General features: G+C 58.0%; 15 protein-coding genes and 1 pseudogene. 5 read left to right on the forward strand and 11 right to left on the reverse strand.

Going from position 1 to position 15,866, the window contains the following annotated elements; genetic code table 11:
* Positions 1–43 precede the first annotated feature (43 nt).
* Positions 44–3,470 (forward strand): annotated as a pseudogene (locus AC0V60_RS08225) (AAA family ATPase).
* Positions 3,471–3,486: 16 nt separating this feature from the next.
* Here AC0V60_RS08225 and AC0V60_RS08230 read toward each other — a convergent pair.
* The 5 genes from AC0V60_RS08230 to rpmF form a co-directional block, all read right to left on the reverse strand.
* Entirely contained in the window at positions 3,487–3,942 is a 456-nt protein-coding gene (locus AC0V60_RS08230; protein ID WP_486177994.1) for a MerR family transcriptional regulator, read from the reverse strand.
* A gap of 30 nt (positions 3,943–3,972) precedes the next feature.
* Positions 3,973–4,275 carry an integration host factor subunit alpha gene (locus AC0V60_RS08235; protein WP_486177995.1) on the reverse strand — a complete coding sequence of 101 codons (303 nt, stop codon included), beginning with the start codon at positions 4,273–4,275 and terminating at the stop codon, positions 3,973–3,975.
* A 121-nt stretch (positions 4,276–4,396) separates the two neighbouring features.
* The gene (locus AC0V60_RS08240; RefSeq protein ID WP_486179467.1) at positions 4,397–5,374 is read right to left on the reverse strand and encodes a beta-ketoacyl-ACP synthase III; all 978 of its coding nucleotides are present in this window, start codon (positions 5,372–5,374) and stop codon (positions 4,397–4,399) included.
* 88 nt (positions 5,375–5,462) lie between these two features.
* Positions 5,463–6,494, reverse strand: a complete 1,032-nt coding sequence (gene plsX / locus AC0V60_RS08245) for a phosphate acyltransferase PlsX (RefSeq protein WP_486177996.1) — start codon at positions 6,492–6,494, stop codon at positions 5,463–5,465.
* Positions 6,495–6,520: 26 nt separating this feature from the next.
* On the reverse strand, positions 6,521–6,703 hold the full coding sequence (gene rpmF, locus AC0V60_RS08250) for a 50S ribosomal protein L32 (protein ID WP_486177997.1): 183 nt from the start codon (positions 6,701–6,703) through the stop codon (positions 6,521–6,523).
* Between the two features lie 295 nt (positions 6,704–6,998).
* On the opposite strand from rpmF, the gene AC0V60_RS08255 reads away from it, so the two are divergent.
* Positions 6,999–7,394 carry an MAPEG family protein gene (locus AC0V60_RS08255; RefSeq protein WP_486177998.1) on the forward strand — a complete coding sequence of 132 codons (396 nt, stop codon included), beginning with the start codon at positions 6,999–7,001 and terminating at the stop codon, positions 7,392–7,394.
* Between the two features lie 33 nt (positions 7,395–7,427).
* Here AC0V60_RS08255 and AC0V60_RS08260 read toward each other — a convergent pair whose 3' ends face one another.
* The gene (locus AC0V60_RS08260) at positions 7,428–8,069 is read right to left on the reverse strand and encodes an MBL fold metallo-hydrolase (RefSeq protein ID WP_486179468.1); all 642 of its coding nucleotides are present in this window, start codon (positions 8,067–8,069) and stop codon (positions 7,428–7,430) included.
* 135 nt (positions 8,070–8,204) lie between these two features.
* Between AC0V60_RS08260 and AC0V60_RS08265 the strand changes: the two genes are divergently transcribed.
* Complete coding sequence (locus AC0V60_RS08265) at positions 8,205–9,488, forward strand: NADH:flavin oxidoreductase/NADH oxidase family protein (protein WP_486177999.1); 1,284 nt, start codon at positions 8,205–8,207, stop codon at positions 9,486–9,488.
* Between the two features lie 112 nt (positions 9,489–9,600).
* Here AC0V60_RS08265 and AC0V60_RS08270 read toward each other — a convergent pair whose 3' ends face one another.
* Both AC0V60_RS08270 and AC0V60_RS08275 read right to left on the reverse strand, forming a co-directional pair.
* The gene (locus AC0V60_RS08270; RefSeq protein ID WP_486178000.1) at positions 9,601–9,726 is read right to left on the reverse strand and encodes a hypothetical protein; all 126 of its coding nucleotides are present in this window, start codon (positions 9,724–9,726) and stop codon (positions 9,601–9,603) included.
* Positions 9,727–9,932: 206 nt separating this feature from the next.
* On the reverse strand, positions 9,933–10,595 hold the full coding sequence (locus AC0V60_RS08275) for a LexA family transcriptional regulator (protein ID WP_486178001.1): 663 nt from the start codon (positions 10,593–10,595) through the stop codon (positions 9,933–9,935).
* 176 nt (positions 10,596–10,771) lie between these two features.
* Between AC0V60_RS08275 and AC0V60_RS08280 the strand changes: the two genes are divergently transcribed.
* Both AC0V60_RS08280 and AC0V60_RS08285 read left to right on the forward strand, forming a co-directional pair.
* A complete protein-coding gene (locus AC0V60_RS08280; protein WP_486178002.1) occupies positions 10,772–11,035 on the forward strand; it encodes a hypothetical protein in 264 nt (87 codons plus the stop codon).
* Positions 11,025–11,471 (forward strand): hypothetical protein, encoded by a 447-nt coding sequence (locus AC0V60_RS08285; RefSeq protein WP_486178003.1) that lies wholly within the window; start codon positions 11,025–11,027, stop codon positions 11,469–11,471. The genes AC0V60_RS08280 and AC0V60_RS08285 overlap by 11 nt, the downstream gene beginning before the upstream one ends.
* A gap of 159 nt (positions 11,472–11,630) precedes the next feature.
* On the opposite strand, the gene AC0V60_RS08290 is transcribed toward AC0V60_RS08285, so the two are convergent.
* From AC0V60_RS08290 to AC0V60_RS08300, 3 genes are all read right to left on the reverse strand, one after another.
* Positions 11,631–13,007: an aldehyde dehydrogenase family protein gene (locus AC0V60_RS08290; RefSeq protein ID WP_486178004.1), complete on the reverse strand. Its 1,377-nt coding sequence runs from the start codon at positions 13,005–13,007 to the stop codon at positions 11,631–11,633.
* Between the two features lie 30 nt (positions 13,008–13,037).
* A complete protein-coding gene (locus AC0V60_RS08295) occupies positions 13,038–14,696 on the reverse strand; it encodes an acetolactate synthase large subunit (RefSeq protein ID WP_486178005.1) in 1,659 nt (552 codons plus the stop codon).
* 224 nt (positions 14,697–14,920) lie between these two features.
* Positions 14,921–15,859: a D-2-hydroxyacid dehydrogenase gene (locus AC0V60_RS08300; RefSeq protein WP_486178006.1), complete on the reverse strand. Its 939-nt coding sequence runs from the start codon at positions 15,857–15,859 to the stop codon at positions 14,921–14,923.
* Positions 15,860–15,866: the final 7 nt, after the last annotated feature.

Raw genomic sequence — 15,866 nt, forward strand, 5'->3', positions numbered from 1 at the left:
ACAAGAATAAGCGCTAAGAGTAAGAGGGAAGCGCACAACAACGATGCAGATCAATCGGCTCAAAGTTTCAGGCTTTAAAAGCTTTGTAGAACCGGCTGAATTGCGCATTGAACCCGGCCTTACCGGGGTTGTGGGGCCCAATGGCTGCGGAAAATCCAATGTTTTGGAAGCCATCCGCTGGGTCATGGGGGAGACGTCCGCCAAGTCGATGCGCTCTGGCGGGATGGAAGATGTGATCTTTGCAGGCACCGACGCAAGGCCGCAGCGCGCCTTTGCCGAAGTGGTCTTGCACGCCGAGGATGACCGCGGCGAAGAGCTGGTTGTCACTCGCCGGATCGAACGCGGTGCTGGTTCTGCCTACCGCGTCAATGGCCGCGATGTGCGCGCCAAAGACGTCGCTCTGACCTTTGCCGATGCAGCGACCGGTGCGCATTCGCCTGCTTTGGTCAGCCAAGGCAAGATCGCTCAAGTGATTGCAGCAAAACCTGCCGAACGGCGCATGATGCTGGAAGAGGCTGCGGGGATCGCTGGCCTGCACGTCCGGCGCAAGGATGCCGAGAGCAAGCTGCGCTCGACAGAGAAGAATTTGGAGCGGCTTGAGGACCTCATGGCAGGGCTCGACGCGCAAATGGCAACCCTGCGTCGTCAGGCAAAGCAGGCGGAACGCTACACCAAGCTTACCGAGCAGATTGCCCACGCCGAGGCGCGCGTTGTCTTCGCAAGGTGGCGCGATGCAGCCTATGCGGCGAAAGAAGCGCGCGAGGCTGCACAAGGGGCAGAGGACCGTGTAACGCTGGCTCAGGCGACCGCGGCTGAGGCTCAGAAACAGCAGGCGGAAGCAGCGTCAAAACTTGCCGACGCGCGCGAGGAACTGGCCGACAGGCGCGATGATGCCAGCGCACATGGCCACCGCATGGCCGCTTTGTCGGAGAAATTGGAGGCCGCCGAACAGCGGCTCAAAGACCTCGACCGGCAGCGCAATCGCCTCGAAGAAGACCGCAAGGACGCCGACCGCCTGACCAAGGACGCAGCCGAAGCGCTCACCCGGCTTGAGCGCGAGGTGGAAACATCGCGCGATACGCTCGCCAAAGCGGAGAGCGAGCGCCCTGCCCTTGCCAACAAAAGCGAAGACGCCGAACGCGCAAGCCGCACCGCCGAACTCGCGCTTGCCAAGGCGACAGCAGATCACGCAGGTGTAGAAGCCGAATGGCGCGTGGCAGAAGCCGCGATTGGTCAGGCCGAAGCACGCCTAGCCCGCGTAGAGCGTGAGGGTGAACGCATTGCCCAGTGCCCGCGCAAGTCTCGAAAGCGGCGAAGATATCGAAGCGGCGGTTGCCGAGGCGCGTGAGGCGGTGGATGATGCCGCCAAAGATGTGGCCCGGCTGCGCACTCGTCTTGAAGAAGAGCAGGCGCGCAAAGGCGAGTTACAAACTTCGCGTGATGATGCGGCAACGGCATTGGCAAGCGCTAAAGCTGAGCTTGCCGGAATTGAGCGGGAATACACAGCCCTCGTGCGAGACCGCGACGCGCGGGCAAAACGGGAAAGGGGCCGCCAAGGGCTTCCCGCAGCGCTCGACAAAGTGCGTATCGCCAAAGGGTATGAGCGCGCCATTGCCGCCGTCCTTGGCCGCGATGCGAAGTCGCCTTTGGGTCGGCCCGCAGATAATCCCGATGGGCGGTTTTGGACAGGCGGCGCGGATGGGGCCTCGGCTGTGGCAGACAATCTGCTCGATCACATCACCGATTGTCCAGAAGAATTGCGCGCACGCCTCGCCCTCGTCCATGTAACGGACAGCGATGATGGCCGCACGCTTGGCCCGGGCGAATGGTTGGTCACAAAGGCGGGCCATTTGCGCCGCTGGGACGGCTTTGTGGCGCGGGGCGAAGGATCTGCGGAAGCCGCGCGTTTGGAAGCGGCCAATAGGCTCAGCGAGTTGGAAACCCAGCTGCCACCCTTGCACGAGGCGCTGGAGGCGGCACAAGCTGGCGAAGCGTCCGCGCGTGAGGAACTCTCAGCGCTGCAAACCGGCCTCATTGCCCGCGAACGTGAACTGGCCGGCGCTATCGAGGGGGAACGCTCGGCGCTTCGCTTGCTCGACCAAGCCGAAGCCGCGCGCGAGCGCAACGCTGCGCGTCTTGAAGAACTCGCTGCATCGAGCGCCGATCTTGAAGAACAACTGACCTCAGCCAAAAATGAAGTCACTGAGGCGGCGCAGGCCCGCGCTGCGCTTCCTTCGCCCGACACTGGCCGCGCGGCTCTAGAGGCTGCGCGGGCCAAGCATGAAGCGGCAAAATCAGGCGTGCAGGCGGTAGTGGCAGAGCTTGCCGCGCATGACCAAGGCCTCGCCGTGGCCCGCGAAAGATTGGCCGCTCAACAGGCGGACAAGAACAATTGGGAAGCGCGCTCTGGCGAGGCGACCAAGCGCGTGGCCGATGCCAATTACCGCCTCGAGGAGATTGAGCAGGAGCGCAATGTCGTCGCTGCCAAGCCCGCCTCGCTTATGACCGAAATCGAGCAAGGCGAAGGAATCGCCAAGCGCCTCACCGAAGAGCTCCAAAAGGCGCAAGGCGAAATGGATCGCTGTCAAAGCGCCATCACCGAAGTCGATCGCCAATTGGCGGCTGCGCAAGAAGCCCTCGCCGTCGCGCGCGAAGGCCGAGCCACGCTCGCCGCACGCGCAGAGAACGAAGAGGCCCGCCGTCAGGAAATGGCGCGGATCTCAGGCGAGAAATTTCAATGCCCGCCCCCGCTGCTCGCCGAACGCTTTGAGTTTGAAGAAGACAGCGTAGAGCCCGCCTCAACCGAAAGCGCGGAGATGGAGCGACTTACTGCCAGCCGCGAACGCATCGGTCCGGTCAATCTTGTCGCCGCCGAGGAACTCGCGCGGATCGAAGAAGAAGCGGGCACAAGCGCCTCTGAACAAGCGGAATTGACCGAAGCGGTCGGACGCCTGCGCGCCTCTATTGGCAACCTCAACCGCGAAGGCAGGGAGCGTTTGCGGGCAGCATTTGAAGAGGTCGATGGCCACTTCCGGGTTCTGTTCACCCGCCTCTTCCAAGGCGGCAAGGCGCACCTCGCGCTTGTTGATAGCGATGACCCATTGGAAGCAGGCCTGGAAATCTACGCCCAGCCGCCCGGTAAGAAATTGCAAAGCCTATCGCTGCTTTCAGGCGGCGAGCAGGCACTGACCGCGACGGCTCTCATCTTCGGCCTGTTCCTCACGAACCCTGCGCCCATTTGCGTGCTGGACGAGGTCGATGCGCCATTGGACGACGCGAATGTCGAACGCTTCTGCGACCTACTGGAATCGATGGTCGAGACCACAAAGACGCGCTATCTCATCGTCACCCACAACGCAGTCACCATGAGTAGGATGCACCGCTTGTTCGGTGTCACGATGGCTGAAAAAGGAGTCTCACGCCTGGTCAGCGTTGACCTTGGCGAAGCGGCTTTGATGGCGGCGGAATAGCGGTGCCGAATGAAGCTTAGGCTTCAATGGCCCGAGCAAGCCGAGCGCGGATTTGTTTAAGTTTTGCAATGTTTTCAGCGAGCGCTGAATCGTCATTAGCATCCGGCGCAGCGTTAGGTTTTGCCTCGCCTCCCGCCGCTTCAGACGCCACAAACTCCTCACCATCACGGCGATCGAATTCGCGGCGCTCGGATTTGCGGCGTTCTGCACCCGAGACACCGCTTGCACGCAAAACAGCCTCAGCCCCTTTGAGTGTATAGCCCTCTTGGTTCACAAGCTGATCAATAGCCTCGACCATCTCGATATCACTTGGGCGATACAACCGCCGCCCGCCGCTGCGTTTCATGGGTTTAAGCAGCGAAAACTGCTGCTCCCAATAACGCAGGACATGCGGTTTTATGCCAAGCGCCTCGCTTACCTCGCCAATCGTGCGAAAGGCACTTTTCGCTTTTCCATCGGAGAAGTCTACCATGCGAAGTTTCTCAAAGTCCCGAAGCGGTCTTTACGACGCGTCGGCGATCTTTTCCTTAAGGAGCTGGCTCGCGCGGAATGTCAGAACACGGCGCGGTGTGATCGGAACCTCAACACCGGTTTTCGGATTGCGGCCAATCCGTTCATTCTTGTCGCGCAGGACAAAGCTGCCAAAGCCTGAGATTTTCACATTCTCACCCTTGGCGAGTGCGTCGGACATCTTGTCCAAAATCGCCTCAACCAAATCGAGCGATTCCGCACGGCTAAAGCCCATTTTGCGGTTGATTGTTTCGGCCAAATCGGCCCGGGTAAGAGTGCCAACTGAACGCATCATATAGAGGTCTCCAATAACCGGCGCGATCACAATAACTGCTGAGAGTGTAAGGCTTTTCTCAAGCGCGCGCAAACGAATGTGTTGGTAATACAACAAACTGGCGTTTCTGTACAATTTTGTCTCACATTCGGATGAGACTTGCACCCCACGTAAATCCGCCGCCCATCGCTTCCATCATCACCAGGTCGCCGGACTTGATCCGGCCGTCCTTGCGCGCCGTGTCAAAAGCGAGCGGGACGGAGGCCGCCGATGTGTTGGCGTGCTGGTCGACCGTCACGACAACCCGTTCAGCGCCGATTTTTAGCTTGCGAGCGGTCGCATCAAGGATGCGTTTGTTGGCTTGATGGGGAACAATCCAGTCGATTTCATCTGAAGAAATCCCTGCGTCGTCAATGACTTCTTTGAGGACGCTCGAAAGGTTTACCACGGCGTGCTTGAACACTTCAGGTCCGCGCATGCGCAAATGTCCAACAGTCTGAGTGGTCGATGGGCCGCCATCAACATAAAGCAAATCGTGCTGCGCGCCGTCTGCATGAAGGCGGCTTGCGATTATGCCGGCGCCGTCTTTTTGCACCGGATTGGACGCATCTGGCGCATCCAAGACGATGGCGCCCGCCCCGTCGCCGAATAGGACACAGGTTGTGCGGTCTTCCCAATCGAGAATTCGGCTGAAAGTCTCAGCCCCGATTACAAGCGCACGCTTCGCCATACCAGTGGTCAGCAACGAGTCGGCGGTGGTCAATGCATAGAGAAACCCGGAACACACCGCCGCCACGTCAAATGCGATCCCGCCATGACAGCCCAGCGCATGCTGCACCTTGGTCGCGGTTGCAGGAAAGGTGTTGTCGGGAGTGGCAGTTGCAATAACAATGAGATCAATATCCGCAGGCGTCAGCCCAGCATCATCCAAGGCTGCCCTTGCCGCCTCTGCCGCGAGCGTAGAGGTGGTTTCCCCTTCACCCGCAATATAGCGCTGACGAATGCCGGTGCGTTCGACAATCCACTCATCGGATGTGTCAACCATAGTGGCCAATTCGGCATTGGTGACAACGCGGCCTGGCAGGGCAGAGCCGGAGCCCAATATTCGCGAACCGGGCACTCTTGATCCTGGCACGTGGGTCTCCGCTGACTTTACGTTACGTTAGGTTGAGGCCGCTCTCGGCTTCTTTCACTTATGTTTCAAGGCCTCACCTATTAAAATCTGGGCCCAATTCACCCAGATCATCCGCGATCCGGTCGATCAAACGGTTCTCTAGGAGCCGCGCCGCGACGGTCACAGCTTGCGCCACACCTTTCGCAGTGGCGCTGCCATGAGACTTCACCACCACGCCGTTGAGCCCCAAGAAAACCGCGCCATTGTGGTTGTTGGGATCGAGATGGTGGCGCAAAAGCTCGGTCGCAGGCTTCGATACCAGAAAACCGATTTTGGAACGGAGCGAACTTGTGAAAGCCTGTTTCAGCAGGTCGGTCACAAAGCGCGCAGACCCCTCTATGGCCTTCAGCGCAATATTTCCGGAGAAACCATCGGTCACGACAACATGCGTCTCGCCGCGGTTGATTTTGTCACTTTCGACAAAGCCATCGAAATTAAGCGCAAGGCCCGCGGCATCCGTCAGCAAGGCGGCCGCATCACGCAGGCTTTCTGTACCTTTGATATCCTCTGTACCAATGTTGAGAAGCCGTACAGATGGGCATTCAAACCCATTAACAATCCGCGAATAGGCCGCTCCCATTACAGCGAACTGCACAAGGTTGCGGGCATCGGCTTCGGTATTTGCGCCAAGGTCAAGCATCACAACATCGTGCGGCTCAAGCGTCGGCATAAGAGCGGCCAATGCGGGCCGGTCGATGCCCGGAAGCGTGCGAAGGGCGATCTTGCTCATCGCCATCAAAGCGCCCGTGTTGCCAGCGCTCACCGCAGCGCCAGCCGCGCCCTCTTTTACCGCATTGACGGCGAGGCCCATGCTAGTGGTCTTGGCGCGGCGGATCGCCCTGGAGGGCAGCTCATCGCCGCTGATCACATCATCACAGTGGAGAATTTCTGAGGCGCCGGCCATACCCGGGTGGCTTTCAAGCGCGCGTTCAATCCGCTCTTGATCGCCCACCAGAAGAAATTGGAAACCTGCATGGTCACGGCGAGCAAGGCTCGCGCCTTCAACCATAACGCGCACGCCTTCATCGCCGCCCATCGCATCAATGGCGATACGCGGGAGGGTCATGCACGAATTCCTTCTTTAGTGACGGCTTAGATGCCCTTCGGGGCAAGCACCAAACGGCCGTTGTAATAACCGCAGTGGTGGCACATCGTGTGCGGACGCTTAAGCTCACCGCAGTTTGAGCATTCCGCGAAAGCTTCAACTTTCAGCGAATCATGCGCGCGCCGATTGCCACGGCGATGCGGGGATACTTTTCTCTTAGGGACAGCCATGGCTCAGCCATTTCCTCAAATAAATGTCGCAAGGAAAACCGCGGATTTGCGCGATTTCCTTATGTTTCGGTGACGCCCTTAAGCCAAGGGTGCCATACGCACAAGGTGAATCACCTCCGCGAGGGGCACGTCCGAGCCAGAAGCGGCGGGAAGGCGCGCGATATAACGCAAATTTCCAAGCTTGCAAGCAGGAAGCCTTACACAATTGCTCCGCTCCGGCGTTGCAAGATCAATGCGATCTCGTTAACTCAGTTTCAGAATAAAACCAAAAAGTGAATTTTGAGGGGATCGTTTAATGGAACTGCTTCCAGTTACTTTGTCTGCTGCGGCGGCGGCAGCAATCTTGAATGTTTGGCTGATGCTGCGCGTTGGCGCGGTTCGTAACGCTGAGAAAATCTCTATCGGCCACCAGGACAATGAGAACCTCGTGCGGCGGATGCGAGCGCAAGCAAACTTCGTAGAAAATGCGCCTTTTGTGCTCATACTTCTCGGCGCGATTGAGATATCGGGACGCGGCGAACCATGGCTGGCGTGGGTTGCAGGCCTCTTCATCATCGGCCGCATTGCTCATGCCTTCGGGATGGAGGGCGACAAGCTTATGGCAGGCCGCATCGTCGGCATTGTGATCACGATGCTTACACTGCTTGGTCTGGCTGTTGTGGCGGCCTTGATCGCAGCGGGCGTGATGTAGAAAGAGCTCGGGGCGTTCCCTTGAGCGCCCCGCTCAACTCAACACATAGTCGCTCACAAAAGCGTTCGTTTGGCGCTCTTGGCCAAAAGTGCTGGTGGGACCGTGGCCGGGGATGAAGGTGATGTCTTCGCCCAATGGCCAGAGGCGCTTCGTGATCGAATCGATTAGGTCTTGGTGATTGCCGCGCGGGAAATCGGTTCGGCCGATCGAGCCTTGGAACAAAACGTCGCCCACAATTGCAAACTTGCTGGGGCCGTGAACGAAGACGACGTGGCCCGGCGTGTGGCCGGGGCAATGGATGACGTCGAGGGTAAGCTCGCCCACCGTCACCGTATCGCCCTGCTCTAACCAGCGGTCAGGGGTAAAGCTCTTTGCCTCCATCCCGTAACGCGCGCCATCGCTGTCGAGTTGCTCGATCCAGAAAAGGTCGTCCTTATGAGGCCCTTCGATGGGAACGCCCAATTCTTCCGCAAGCATGCCTGCTTGCCCGCAATGGTCGAGATGGCCGTGAGTGATGAGGATCTTCTCCAAGGTCACGCCCGCCTTGGCGATGCCGTCTTTAAGCTTGTGCAAGTCCCCGCCCGGATCGGTCAACGCGGCCTTCATCGTCTTGGTGCACCAGATCAGCGAGCAGTTTTGCTGCAAAGGCGTCACGGGGATGATGGCGGCCTTCATGGGCGGTTGTTTGGTAGCGTCGTTCATGCACTGCGAAATGGCGCGGGCTTCATGCAAATGCAAGCGCTCTCAAAAATCGGTTTCCCAATAAGACCCAATCGCTATGGTTCGTGTGAAACGGGGAGAAACATTGAAATGACAATCGCAAGTACGCTCACATTGCCCTGCGGCACGGTGTTGCCCAATCGGTTGGCGAAAGCGGCGATGACAGAGGGGCTCGCTGACCCGCAAGGCCTCCCCACGAGTGAACTCACACGGCTTTACAGGATTTGGGCACAGGGCGGCGCAGGGATGCTGCTGTCTGGCAATATTCAAGTGGACGCTGATCATCTGGAGAGGCCCGGCAATGTCATTATCGACCGCGAACTGACTGAGGACGAGCTTGCCCTGTTCCGTGAGTGGACCGCGGCAGGCACCTCCAACGGCAACCACTTCTGGGCACAAATCAGCCATGCGGGGCGCCAATGCTTCAAGATCGTGAACGAGGCCCCTAAGGCTCCCTCAGCCGTCAAAGTCGGCATCCCCGGAGGCCAGTTTGGAGAGCCGGTCGCGCTTAAGGCCCACGAGATCGAGGCGATCATCGTTAGCTTTGTACGCGCAGTTCGCACCTGCAAAGAGGCCGGCTTTACCGGCGTGCAAATCCACGGCGCACACGGCTACCTCATCTCGCAATTCCTCTCCCCGCGCACCAATATTCGCACCGATGAGTGGGGCGGAAGCTTGGAAAACCGCGCGCGCCTGCTCACCGAAGTCATTCGTGGGTCGCGCGAGGCAGTGGGGCCAGACTTCCCCATCAGCGTCAAACTCAACAGCGCGGATTTCCAAAAAGGCGGCTTTGCCTTTGAGGACAGTTTGCAAGTGGTCGCATGGCTTGAGGAACTCGGCGTTGACCTGATCGAAGTCTCTGGCGGCACTTATGAGCAACCCAAGCTCCTCGGCATTGAAGGCATGGAGCCAGCCGAAAACCCCAATGTCAAAGCCTCGACTGCCAAGCGCGAGGCCTATTTCGTGGACTTCGCGAAGGCGATGAAAGAGGCGTGCAAAGTGCCCCTGATGGTCACCGGCGGCTTTCGCAGCAAAGCGGCGATGGAACAGGCATTGGAGAGCGGAGCGGCCGATTTGATCGGCTTGGGGCGGCCCCTATGCGCCGACCCTGACGGGCCCAAACGCCTGCTTGAAGGTGAGGATGCCTTGCACCGCTACGAAGACGAACTCTCGCTTTTCCCAGCACCTTTGCGGTTCCTCACGGGTATCAAAGCCCTTCGCGCAGCGGCGAGCTTTGCTGTGCAGTTCTGGTTCTATGGCCAGATTTACGCGCTGGGCCGCACGGGCAAACCGGATAAAGACCTCTCGGTCTTCGCCGCATGGCGTAAGACTGAGGCGACACATAAGGATTGGCTAAAGCGGCGGCGGAGTTAGCTTACACTTCCCTCGTCCGTTCGTGCTGAGCTTGTCGAAGCACGCTCGCCAAGGTCCCCGCGCGCCCTTCGACAGGCTCAGGGCGAACGGGTATGAAGCTGACATCTCCTAATTAGACCCAAAACTGGATCACAACCACCGTCATAATGACCGGACCTGCCATGAGCCGCGCAACCATTGTACGGGCAGAACGGCTAAGCACCATGATTGCCACGGCCAATCCTGAGAGCAAGACCATCGCGAGGCCACTTATTAAATCGGCCTCTTTGCTCGCATATCTCTAGATGCCTGCAACAGGTCCTTCCGCTCCCCAAGGGTAGCAATCAGGGCCTGCGCTTGGGAACCGAAAGCTTGAGCTCCTAGAGCTGAGGGTAAATCTGCTAGAATGATAATAGAGATCAAAGTGAAGATTCCGAGGACGACCCAAAGCACCGCGTAGCCCCTCTAAATGCGCCCTCCTTTCCAAACCACCCGTCCAATCACTTCCATCTCATCTGCCGCCACATCCACCGGCGGATAGGCCAAGTTCTGGCTAAGCAGCGAAAACCGCCCTGCCCCGGCTTGCGCCACGCGTTTGACCATCAGTGTATCGCCAAGGCGCACCACATGCACCCCATCTCGAAAAGCTCTCGGCGATGTATCGATCAGAATTTCGTCACCGTCATTGAGCAGCGGCTCCATCGAATCGCCCGCTACCGTGATCGCCTGGAGTTTTGCGCCCTCCAAACCCTGTTCCGTCAACCAGCGGCGGGAAAAGCGGAAGGCGTCAAAAGCCTTCTCAATATCGGGCGATGCCCCCGGCCCCGCTGAGGCCCCAATATTGAGCCTTGGAACATCAATCCAATCGCCAAAAGCTGCGCCCCAACTCGCCGAATAGGATTTTTCCTTTACTCCATTCTCTGGCGCACCAAGCTCTGATTCGTCCACACCAAAAAACTCCGCAAGCATCTTGCGGTCGCCTTCCTCAAGCTTGCGCGGACTGCCTTTCTTAATGAATTGCTGCAGGTAGGAGGCGTTTCTTCCCAATAATTCCGACAGGCTCGCAAGGCTTGTCCCGCGCTCTTTTGACAATTGTGCCAAGCGGTTACGTGCATCTGTCTGGCTCATTCTTCAGCTCCCTTTCGCGAAGTATTGAGGAACATCGTTCACAAATCCTTCCTACATGAAGGATTTTTCCTAGACAAGTAGGAATTCGGGTGGAACATAAATAGAACATCGAGCGAATCGCGGTGCAGGCCTTCAGCTCGATCGACGTGAAAGACAACACCTGAAAGGGGTCACCGATGTTGATTCGAAAAGTTGAGAGCTTCCTGCAAACCCACAAAATGGCCGCCACAAAGTTTGGCCGGCTTGCAGCGCATGATCCGCGCTTTGTGCTGGACCTTCGCATGGGCCGTATCCCGCGTAAGAAAACCGAAGAGCGCACGCTTGAATGGATGGATGAGTACAACGCTGGCCGCCGCGTGGAGGCCCGCCCTCATTCTTTCCGCGTCGTCTCAAACAAAGCGCCCGCTCTGGAAGTGAAAGGATTTCGCTATGCTGCTTGATCCGCAAATTTTGGGCGCAGCACCGTTTGGCGGAGCGCTTGGTTCGCTGCTTGGCCTCAAACCGCTGGAAACGAAATCAGCCGGCGTCAAAACCGGCGACCGCCCCCATCCCATACGCGCTCGGCGCACATCGTCAGACCATTTGCGCGATGCATTGGTCAAGCTGGGAGGAGGCTGCGGCACCTGCTTGAGCCATGATGAAAAGGCGTGGAGTTCAATCACCTTTTCCGGCACGCGTCACGAAATCGTCCTTCGCTTTGAGGGTGCAGAAGCCGTGGCGCAGGGCGAAGAGCTTATGGAGCTATTGCCTGAGCACGAGTTCGCTATCCCCGGTCAACTGGTAGCCGATGCGACCATTCGCGAGGTCGATCACCACTTCGGCATGCACGAACGGCTAGAGATCACAGCAGTACTGCTGCTGCTCGAAGACAGTTGATCCAAACCCGCCGCACAAACCTGCACTACACCGAGCGGCTGGCACGGCCGCGTTCGCCTTCAGATTGGCTGGCATGCGAGCCGCTCAAGATAAACCCTGAGGTCAACTCTCCTGACCAACCAGCGATGATGCCCCCCAGATAGGGGGCGCAGGTCAAACCTACGCGTTGATTACAATCATCTTCTCGATCGTCATTTCGTGCATTGTATAGGGGATGCCGCCGGTGCCATGGCCAGAGGTTTTAAGCCCCGCGAAAGGCATCCAATCCACCCGGAAGGCGGAGTGATCGTTCACCATCACGGCTGACGCATTGATGTTGCGATAGGTGTGCATTGCGCCTTTCAGGTCATTGGTAAAGACCGCCGCCTGAAATGACACATCCAGCGCATTGGCCTGAGCAATCGCATCATTCACATCATCATAGGAATAGATGCAGACCACCGGACCGAATACCTCATTGGTCGACACTTTGGCGTTTGCGGGCGGGTTCAAAAGAACGGTGGGCGCGTAGGTTGTATCGGACAGCTTTTGGCCGCCGCTCAAGACTTTCGCCCCGCCTTCGCGCGCTTCCTCCACCCATTCAGCGACTCGGTCGGTCTCCGCAGGACGGATCAAGGGCCCGCATTCGGTATCCTCAGCGATGGCGTTGCCCACTTTGAGCTCCTTCGCAGCCGCCGCCATGCGATTGCTCAGCTCTTCGACCACCGAAGAGTGCGCGAAGATTCGCTGAACTGATACGCACACCTGGCCCGAATGGTAGAAACCGCCCTTCATTAAAGCGGGCACCGCTGCATCAAGATCAGCTGTCTGATCTACGATGACCGGCGCGACGCCGCCATGTTCCAATGCGCAGCGTGTGCCAGGTGAGAGTTTGGAGCGAAGACCCCAACCGACACCAGCTGAGCCGATGAAAGTGAAGAAGGCGACGCGCGGGTCGGTCACCATCTTTTCAGACGCCTCACGCGATGGTGCAACCGCTTTGGCCCATTCCTTTGGCAGACCCGCTTCGTGCAATATGCCGATGAACTCAAAGCAGGAAAGCGGCGTGTCGCTCGCCGGTTTGACGATAACAGGGCACCCGGTCGCAACGGCTGGCGCGACTTGGTGGACGATCAGGTTCAGGGGGTGATTGAAAGCCGAGACCGCAACCACAGGCCCGATGGGCTCACGCGTGGTCCAGGCAAATCGTCCGTCCCCCGATGGGCTGAGGCCCATGGGTATTTCCGTGCCGCGCACATTTCCAAGATCTTCAATGCACAGCTCAACCCCCTTGATCGCCCGGTCTGCTTCGACCCGTGCATCAATCAATGGCTTGCCGCCTTCATTGGCAATCTGGAAGGCGAGATGATCGCGCCGATCCTTCATGATCTCCACGACCTTCTCAAGGATGGCCGCGCGCTCATGCGTTTTCATCCAAGTCGAGCGGTCTTCGCAAAGCTCATGCGCGCGGGCCAGAAACGCGTCGATTTCATCCCATTCGGCGGTCGGCACCTGGCCGATTTCAGAAAGGTCGAACGGGTTTACTACAGTCTTCATCGTCATCTCCTGATCAAAGCAGTGAAGCGATCAAAGCTCAGCGCTGCGTTCTTTGATGTCGATGTTCAAAATCTGGTCGTTTTCGGAATAATCGACCGGGCAATCAATCAAGTGCACGCCCGGCGTATCGCGGCAATGCGCCAGCACTTCGGTGAGGTGCTCGCTGCTCTCGACCCGATGTCCATGTCCGCCATAGCTTTCGACATATTTGACGAAGTCTGGGTTGCCATAGGTCAAACCAAAGTCGTTGAAGCCCATATTCGCCTGTTTCCAACGGATCATGCCGTAAGCATCATCGCGAAGGATCAGTACTGTGATGTTGAGCCCCAACCGCACAGCGGTCTCAAGCTCTTGGCTGTTCATCATAAAGCCGCCGTCGCCGCAAATCGCCATGACATGGCGGTCTGGATAGAGCATTGCGCTCATCATGGCAGACGGTAGGCCAGCGCCCATGGTCGCAAGCGCATTGTCGAGCAGCACGGTATTGGGCAGATAAGCGGTGAACCCTCGCGCAAACCAGATCTTGTAGACGCCATTATCGAGGCAGATAATGCCATCATGCGGCACACAATCGCGCACTTGCTTCACCAAATGCGGCGGGAAAATCGGGAAGCGTGTATCATTCTCCAGCGGCTCGGTATGCGCAACCTCTGCCGCGCGGTAAGCGAGCATCTGGTCAAAATTCCAGCTGCGGTTCGGCGAGATGTCTTCTTTCATCTGCCAGATCGCGTTGCCGATATCGCCGATAACCTCGATCTGCGGGAAATAGACAGGGTCCACCTCTGCCGTCTTGGTCGAGACGTGGACAACGGTGACACCATTGTCGTGCATGAAGAAAGGCGGCTTTTCGATTACATCATGGCCGACGTTGATGATGCAATCTGCCGCTTCAACCGCGCGGTGGACGAAATCGCCAGCTGACAGCGCTGCGCAACCGAGGAATTTCGGATGGCGTTCGTCAATAACGCCTTTGCCCATTTGGGTGGTAAGAAAGGGAATACCTGTCTTCTCAACCAATTGCTCGAGCATGCGGCCCGCGGTCTTGCGGTTGGCGCCAGCGCCGATGACAAGAATCGGGTTCTTCGAGTTTTCAATAGCCTCAACCGCCTTGCGAACAGCCTTGGCTTCAGCCGATGGACGGCGCGCAACGCTTTTGGGAAGCGGGTGCCAGTCGGTGGTGGGCTCTTCTGCGATATCTTCGGGAAGCTCGATGAGAGTCGCACCCGGCTTTTCCTCTTCCGCGAGGCGATACGCTTCGCGGACGCGGCTGGGGATGTTGTCGCCCGCAGCAATCTGGATCGAGTATTTCGTCACCGGCTCCATGAGGGAGACGATGTCGACGATCTGGAAGCGGCCTTGCTTGGACTTTTTGATCGGCTTTTGCCCGGTGATCATCAGCACCGGCATTCCGCCAAGCTGAGCATAGGCTGCCGAAGTCACAAAGTTCGTTGCCCCCGGACCAAGCGTTGCGACGCATACGCCGGTCTTGCCTGTGTGGCGGCCGTAAGTCGCAGCCATAAAGCCTGCGCCTTGTTCGTGGCGCGTCAGGATGAGCTTGATTTTGTCAGAGCGCCCGAGCGAATCGAGAAAGTCGAGGTTTTCTTCACCCGGCACACCAAAGATGTACTCGCAGCCCTCAGCCTCAAGACATTCGATGAAAACGTCGGACGCTTTTTTGGTATCAGTCATTTAGTATTCCCCCCAAGTTTTGCACGCAACCTAGGCGTCGGTGCGTGGGCCAAATTTTAAGCCGATTTCGCATAACGTAGCCAGTCTATTTCGTCGGCGCGGTGCACCTAATATCCAAGCGCGCGCACGACATTGCCACTTTGTATGACCATGTATTGCAGGAATCCGTCAGATTCCAAGTGCACAATACACATTTTGCAATCAGCGCAGATATTTGACAAAAATCAGTAACCCAGTTTTGGGTCGAAAACCGGGGCTACAGGCTCACCGCGAAGGTACTTTTGCAGGTTATCGAGAAACCGCTCAGCGCTGCGGATAAACATCATATTCTGCGCGCGGCCCGACAAATGCATCGAGATATGCGCATTATCGAGGGTCCAAAGCTCGTGATCGGATGGAAGAGGCTCCGGCGTCGTTACGTCAAGAAACGCGCCTTCGATGGACCGGGTCTTTAGCGCTTTGATCAAAGCGGGCTGGTCGACCACTTCGCCGCGCGCGATGTTCACCAGCACGCATTCGCGCTTCATTGCGGCCAGCTCATCGGCGCCGATCATGTTCACGGTCTCAGGCGTCGAGGGCACTGCAAGGATCACCCAGTCAAACTCGCCCAGTTTGCCGCGCCACTGATCCGGGGTCAGCACGCCCTCGCCTCCCGAGCGCCGGACTACAGTGACGTCCACATCAAAAGCTTCAAGGCGCGGTTTGATGAGTTTGCCAATCGCGCCGTAGCCGAGCAGAAGCGCTTTGGAGCCTGCAAGTTCGCGCTTGCCGGGGCTGTCCATCAGCCACTCGCGGCGTTCCTGTGCGCGAATAACCTCGCGGTAGCCCTTGGCGATGTTGAGCATGCCCATGATGGTATATTCGGCAATGGTGACCGCGTTGATACCAACACCGTTGGTCACCGTAATTCCGCGATCAATCAGTACATCCATCGGCAGGAAATCGAGGCCAGCGTAGATCGAATTGAGCCATTTGAGTTCGGTCGCGGCATGAAGCGCTGCTGCCATGGCCTCTTTCTCGTTCATATCGAACCAGCCGATCTCCGCGCCCTTGACCGCTTCGAGGGCTTCTTCATGCGTCATGAACCAATTGACTTCGAGGTCTTTGGCAAGCTTACGTTCGAGAAGCGGACGGATGAGGCCGGAAATTGCGAGTTTGGTCATGGCGCTT

The sequence above is a fragment of the Erythrobacter sp. S259 genome, assembly GCF_057364965.1.

Excerpts from the sequence above, each read along its gene's own strand:
- AC0V60_RS08230 (WP_486177994.1), bottom strand. The coding sequence starts at position 3,942 with ATGGTAGACTTCTCCGATGGAAAAGCGAAAAGTGCCTTTCGCACGATT.
- AC0V60_RS08235 (WP_486177995.1), bottom strand. The coding sequence starts at position 4,275 with ATGATGCGTTCAGTTGGCACTCTTACCCGGGCCGATTTGGCCGAAACA.
- plsX (WP_486177996.1), bottom strand. The coding sequence starts at position 6,494 with ATGACCCTCCCGCGTATCGCCATTGATGCGATGGGCGGCGATGAAGGC.
- rpmF (WP_486177997.1), bottom strand. The coding sequence starts at position 6,703 with ATGGCTGTCCCTAAGAGAAAAGTATCCCCGCATCGCCGTGGCAATCGG.
- AC0V60_RS08255 (WP_486177998.1), top strand. The coding sequence starts at position 6,999 with ATGGAACTGCTTCCAGTTACTTTGTCTGCTGCGGCGGCGGCAGCAATC.
- AC0V60_RS08260 (WP_486179468.1), bottom strand. The coding sequence starts at position 8,069 with ATGAAGGCCGCCATCATCCCCGTGACGCCTTTGCAGCAAAACTGCTCG.
- AC0V60_RS08265 (WP_486177999.1), top strand. The coding sequence starts at position 8,205 with ATGACAATCGCAAGTACGCTCACATTGCCCTGCGGCACGGTGTTGCCC.
- AC0V60_RS08270 (WP_486178000.1), bottom strand. The coding sequence starts at position 9,726 with ATGGTCTTGCTCTCAGGATTGGCCGTGGCAATCATGGTGCTTAGCCGT.
- AC0V60_RS08275 (WP_486178001.1), bottom strand. The coding sequence starts at position 10,595 with ATGAGCCAGACAGATGCACGTAACCGCTTGGCACAATTGTCAAAAGAG.
- AC0V60_RS08280 (WP_486178002.1), top strand. The coding sequence starts at position 10,772 with ATGTTGATTCGAAAAGTTGAGAGCTTCCTGCAAACCCACAAAATGGCC.
- AC0V60_RS08285 (WP_486178003.1), top strand. The coding sequence starts at position 11,025 with ATGCTGCTTGATCCGCAAATTTTGGGCGCAGCACCGTTTGGCGGAGCG.
- AC0V60_RS08290 (WP_486178004.1), bottom strand. The coding sequence starts at position 13,007 with ATGAAGACTGTAGTAAACCCGTTCGACCTTTCTGAAATCGGCCAGGTG.
- AC0V60_RS08295 (WP_486178005.1), bottom strand. The coding sequence starts at position 14,696 with ATGACTGATACCAAAAAAGCGTCCGACGTTTTCATCGAATGTCTTGAG.
- AC0V60_RS08300 (WP_486178006.1), bottom strand. The coding sequence starts at position 15,859 with ATGACCAAACTCGCAATTTCCGGCCTCATCCGTCCGCTTCTCGAACGT.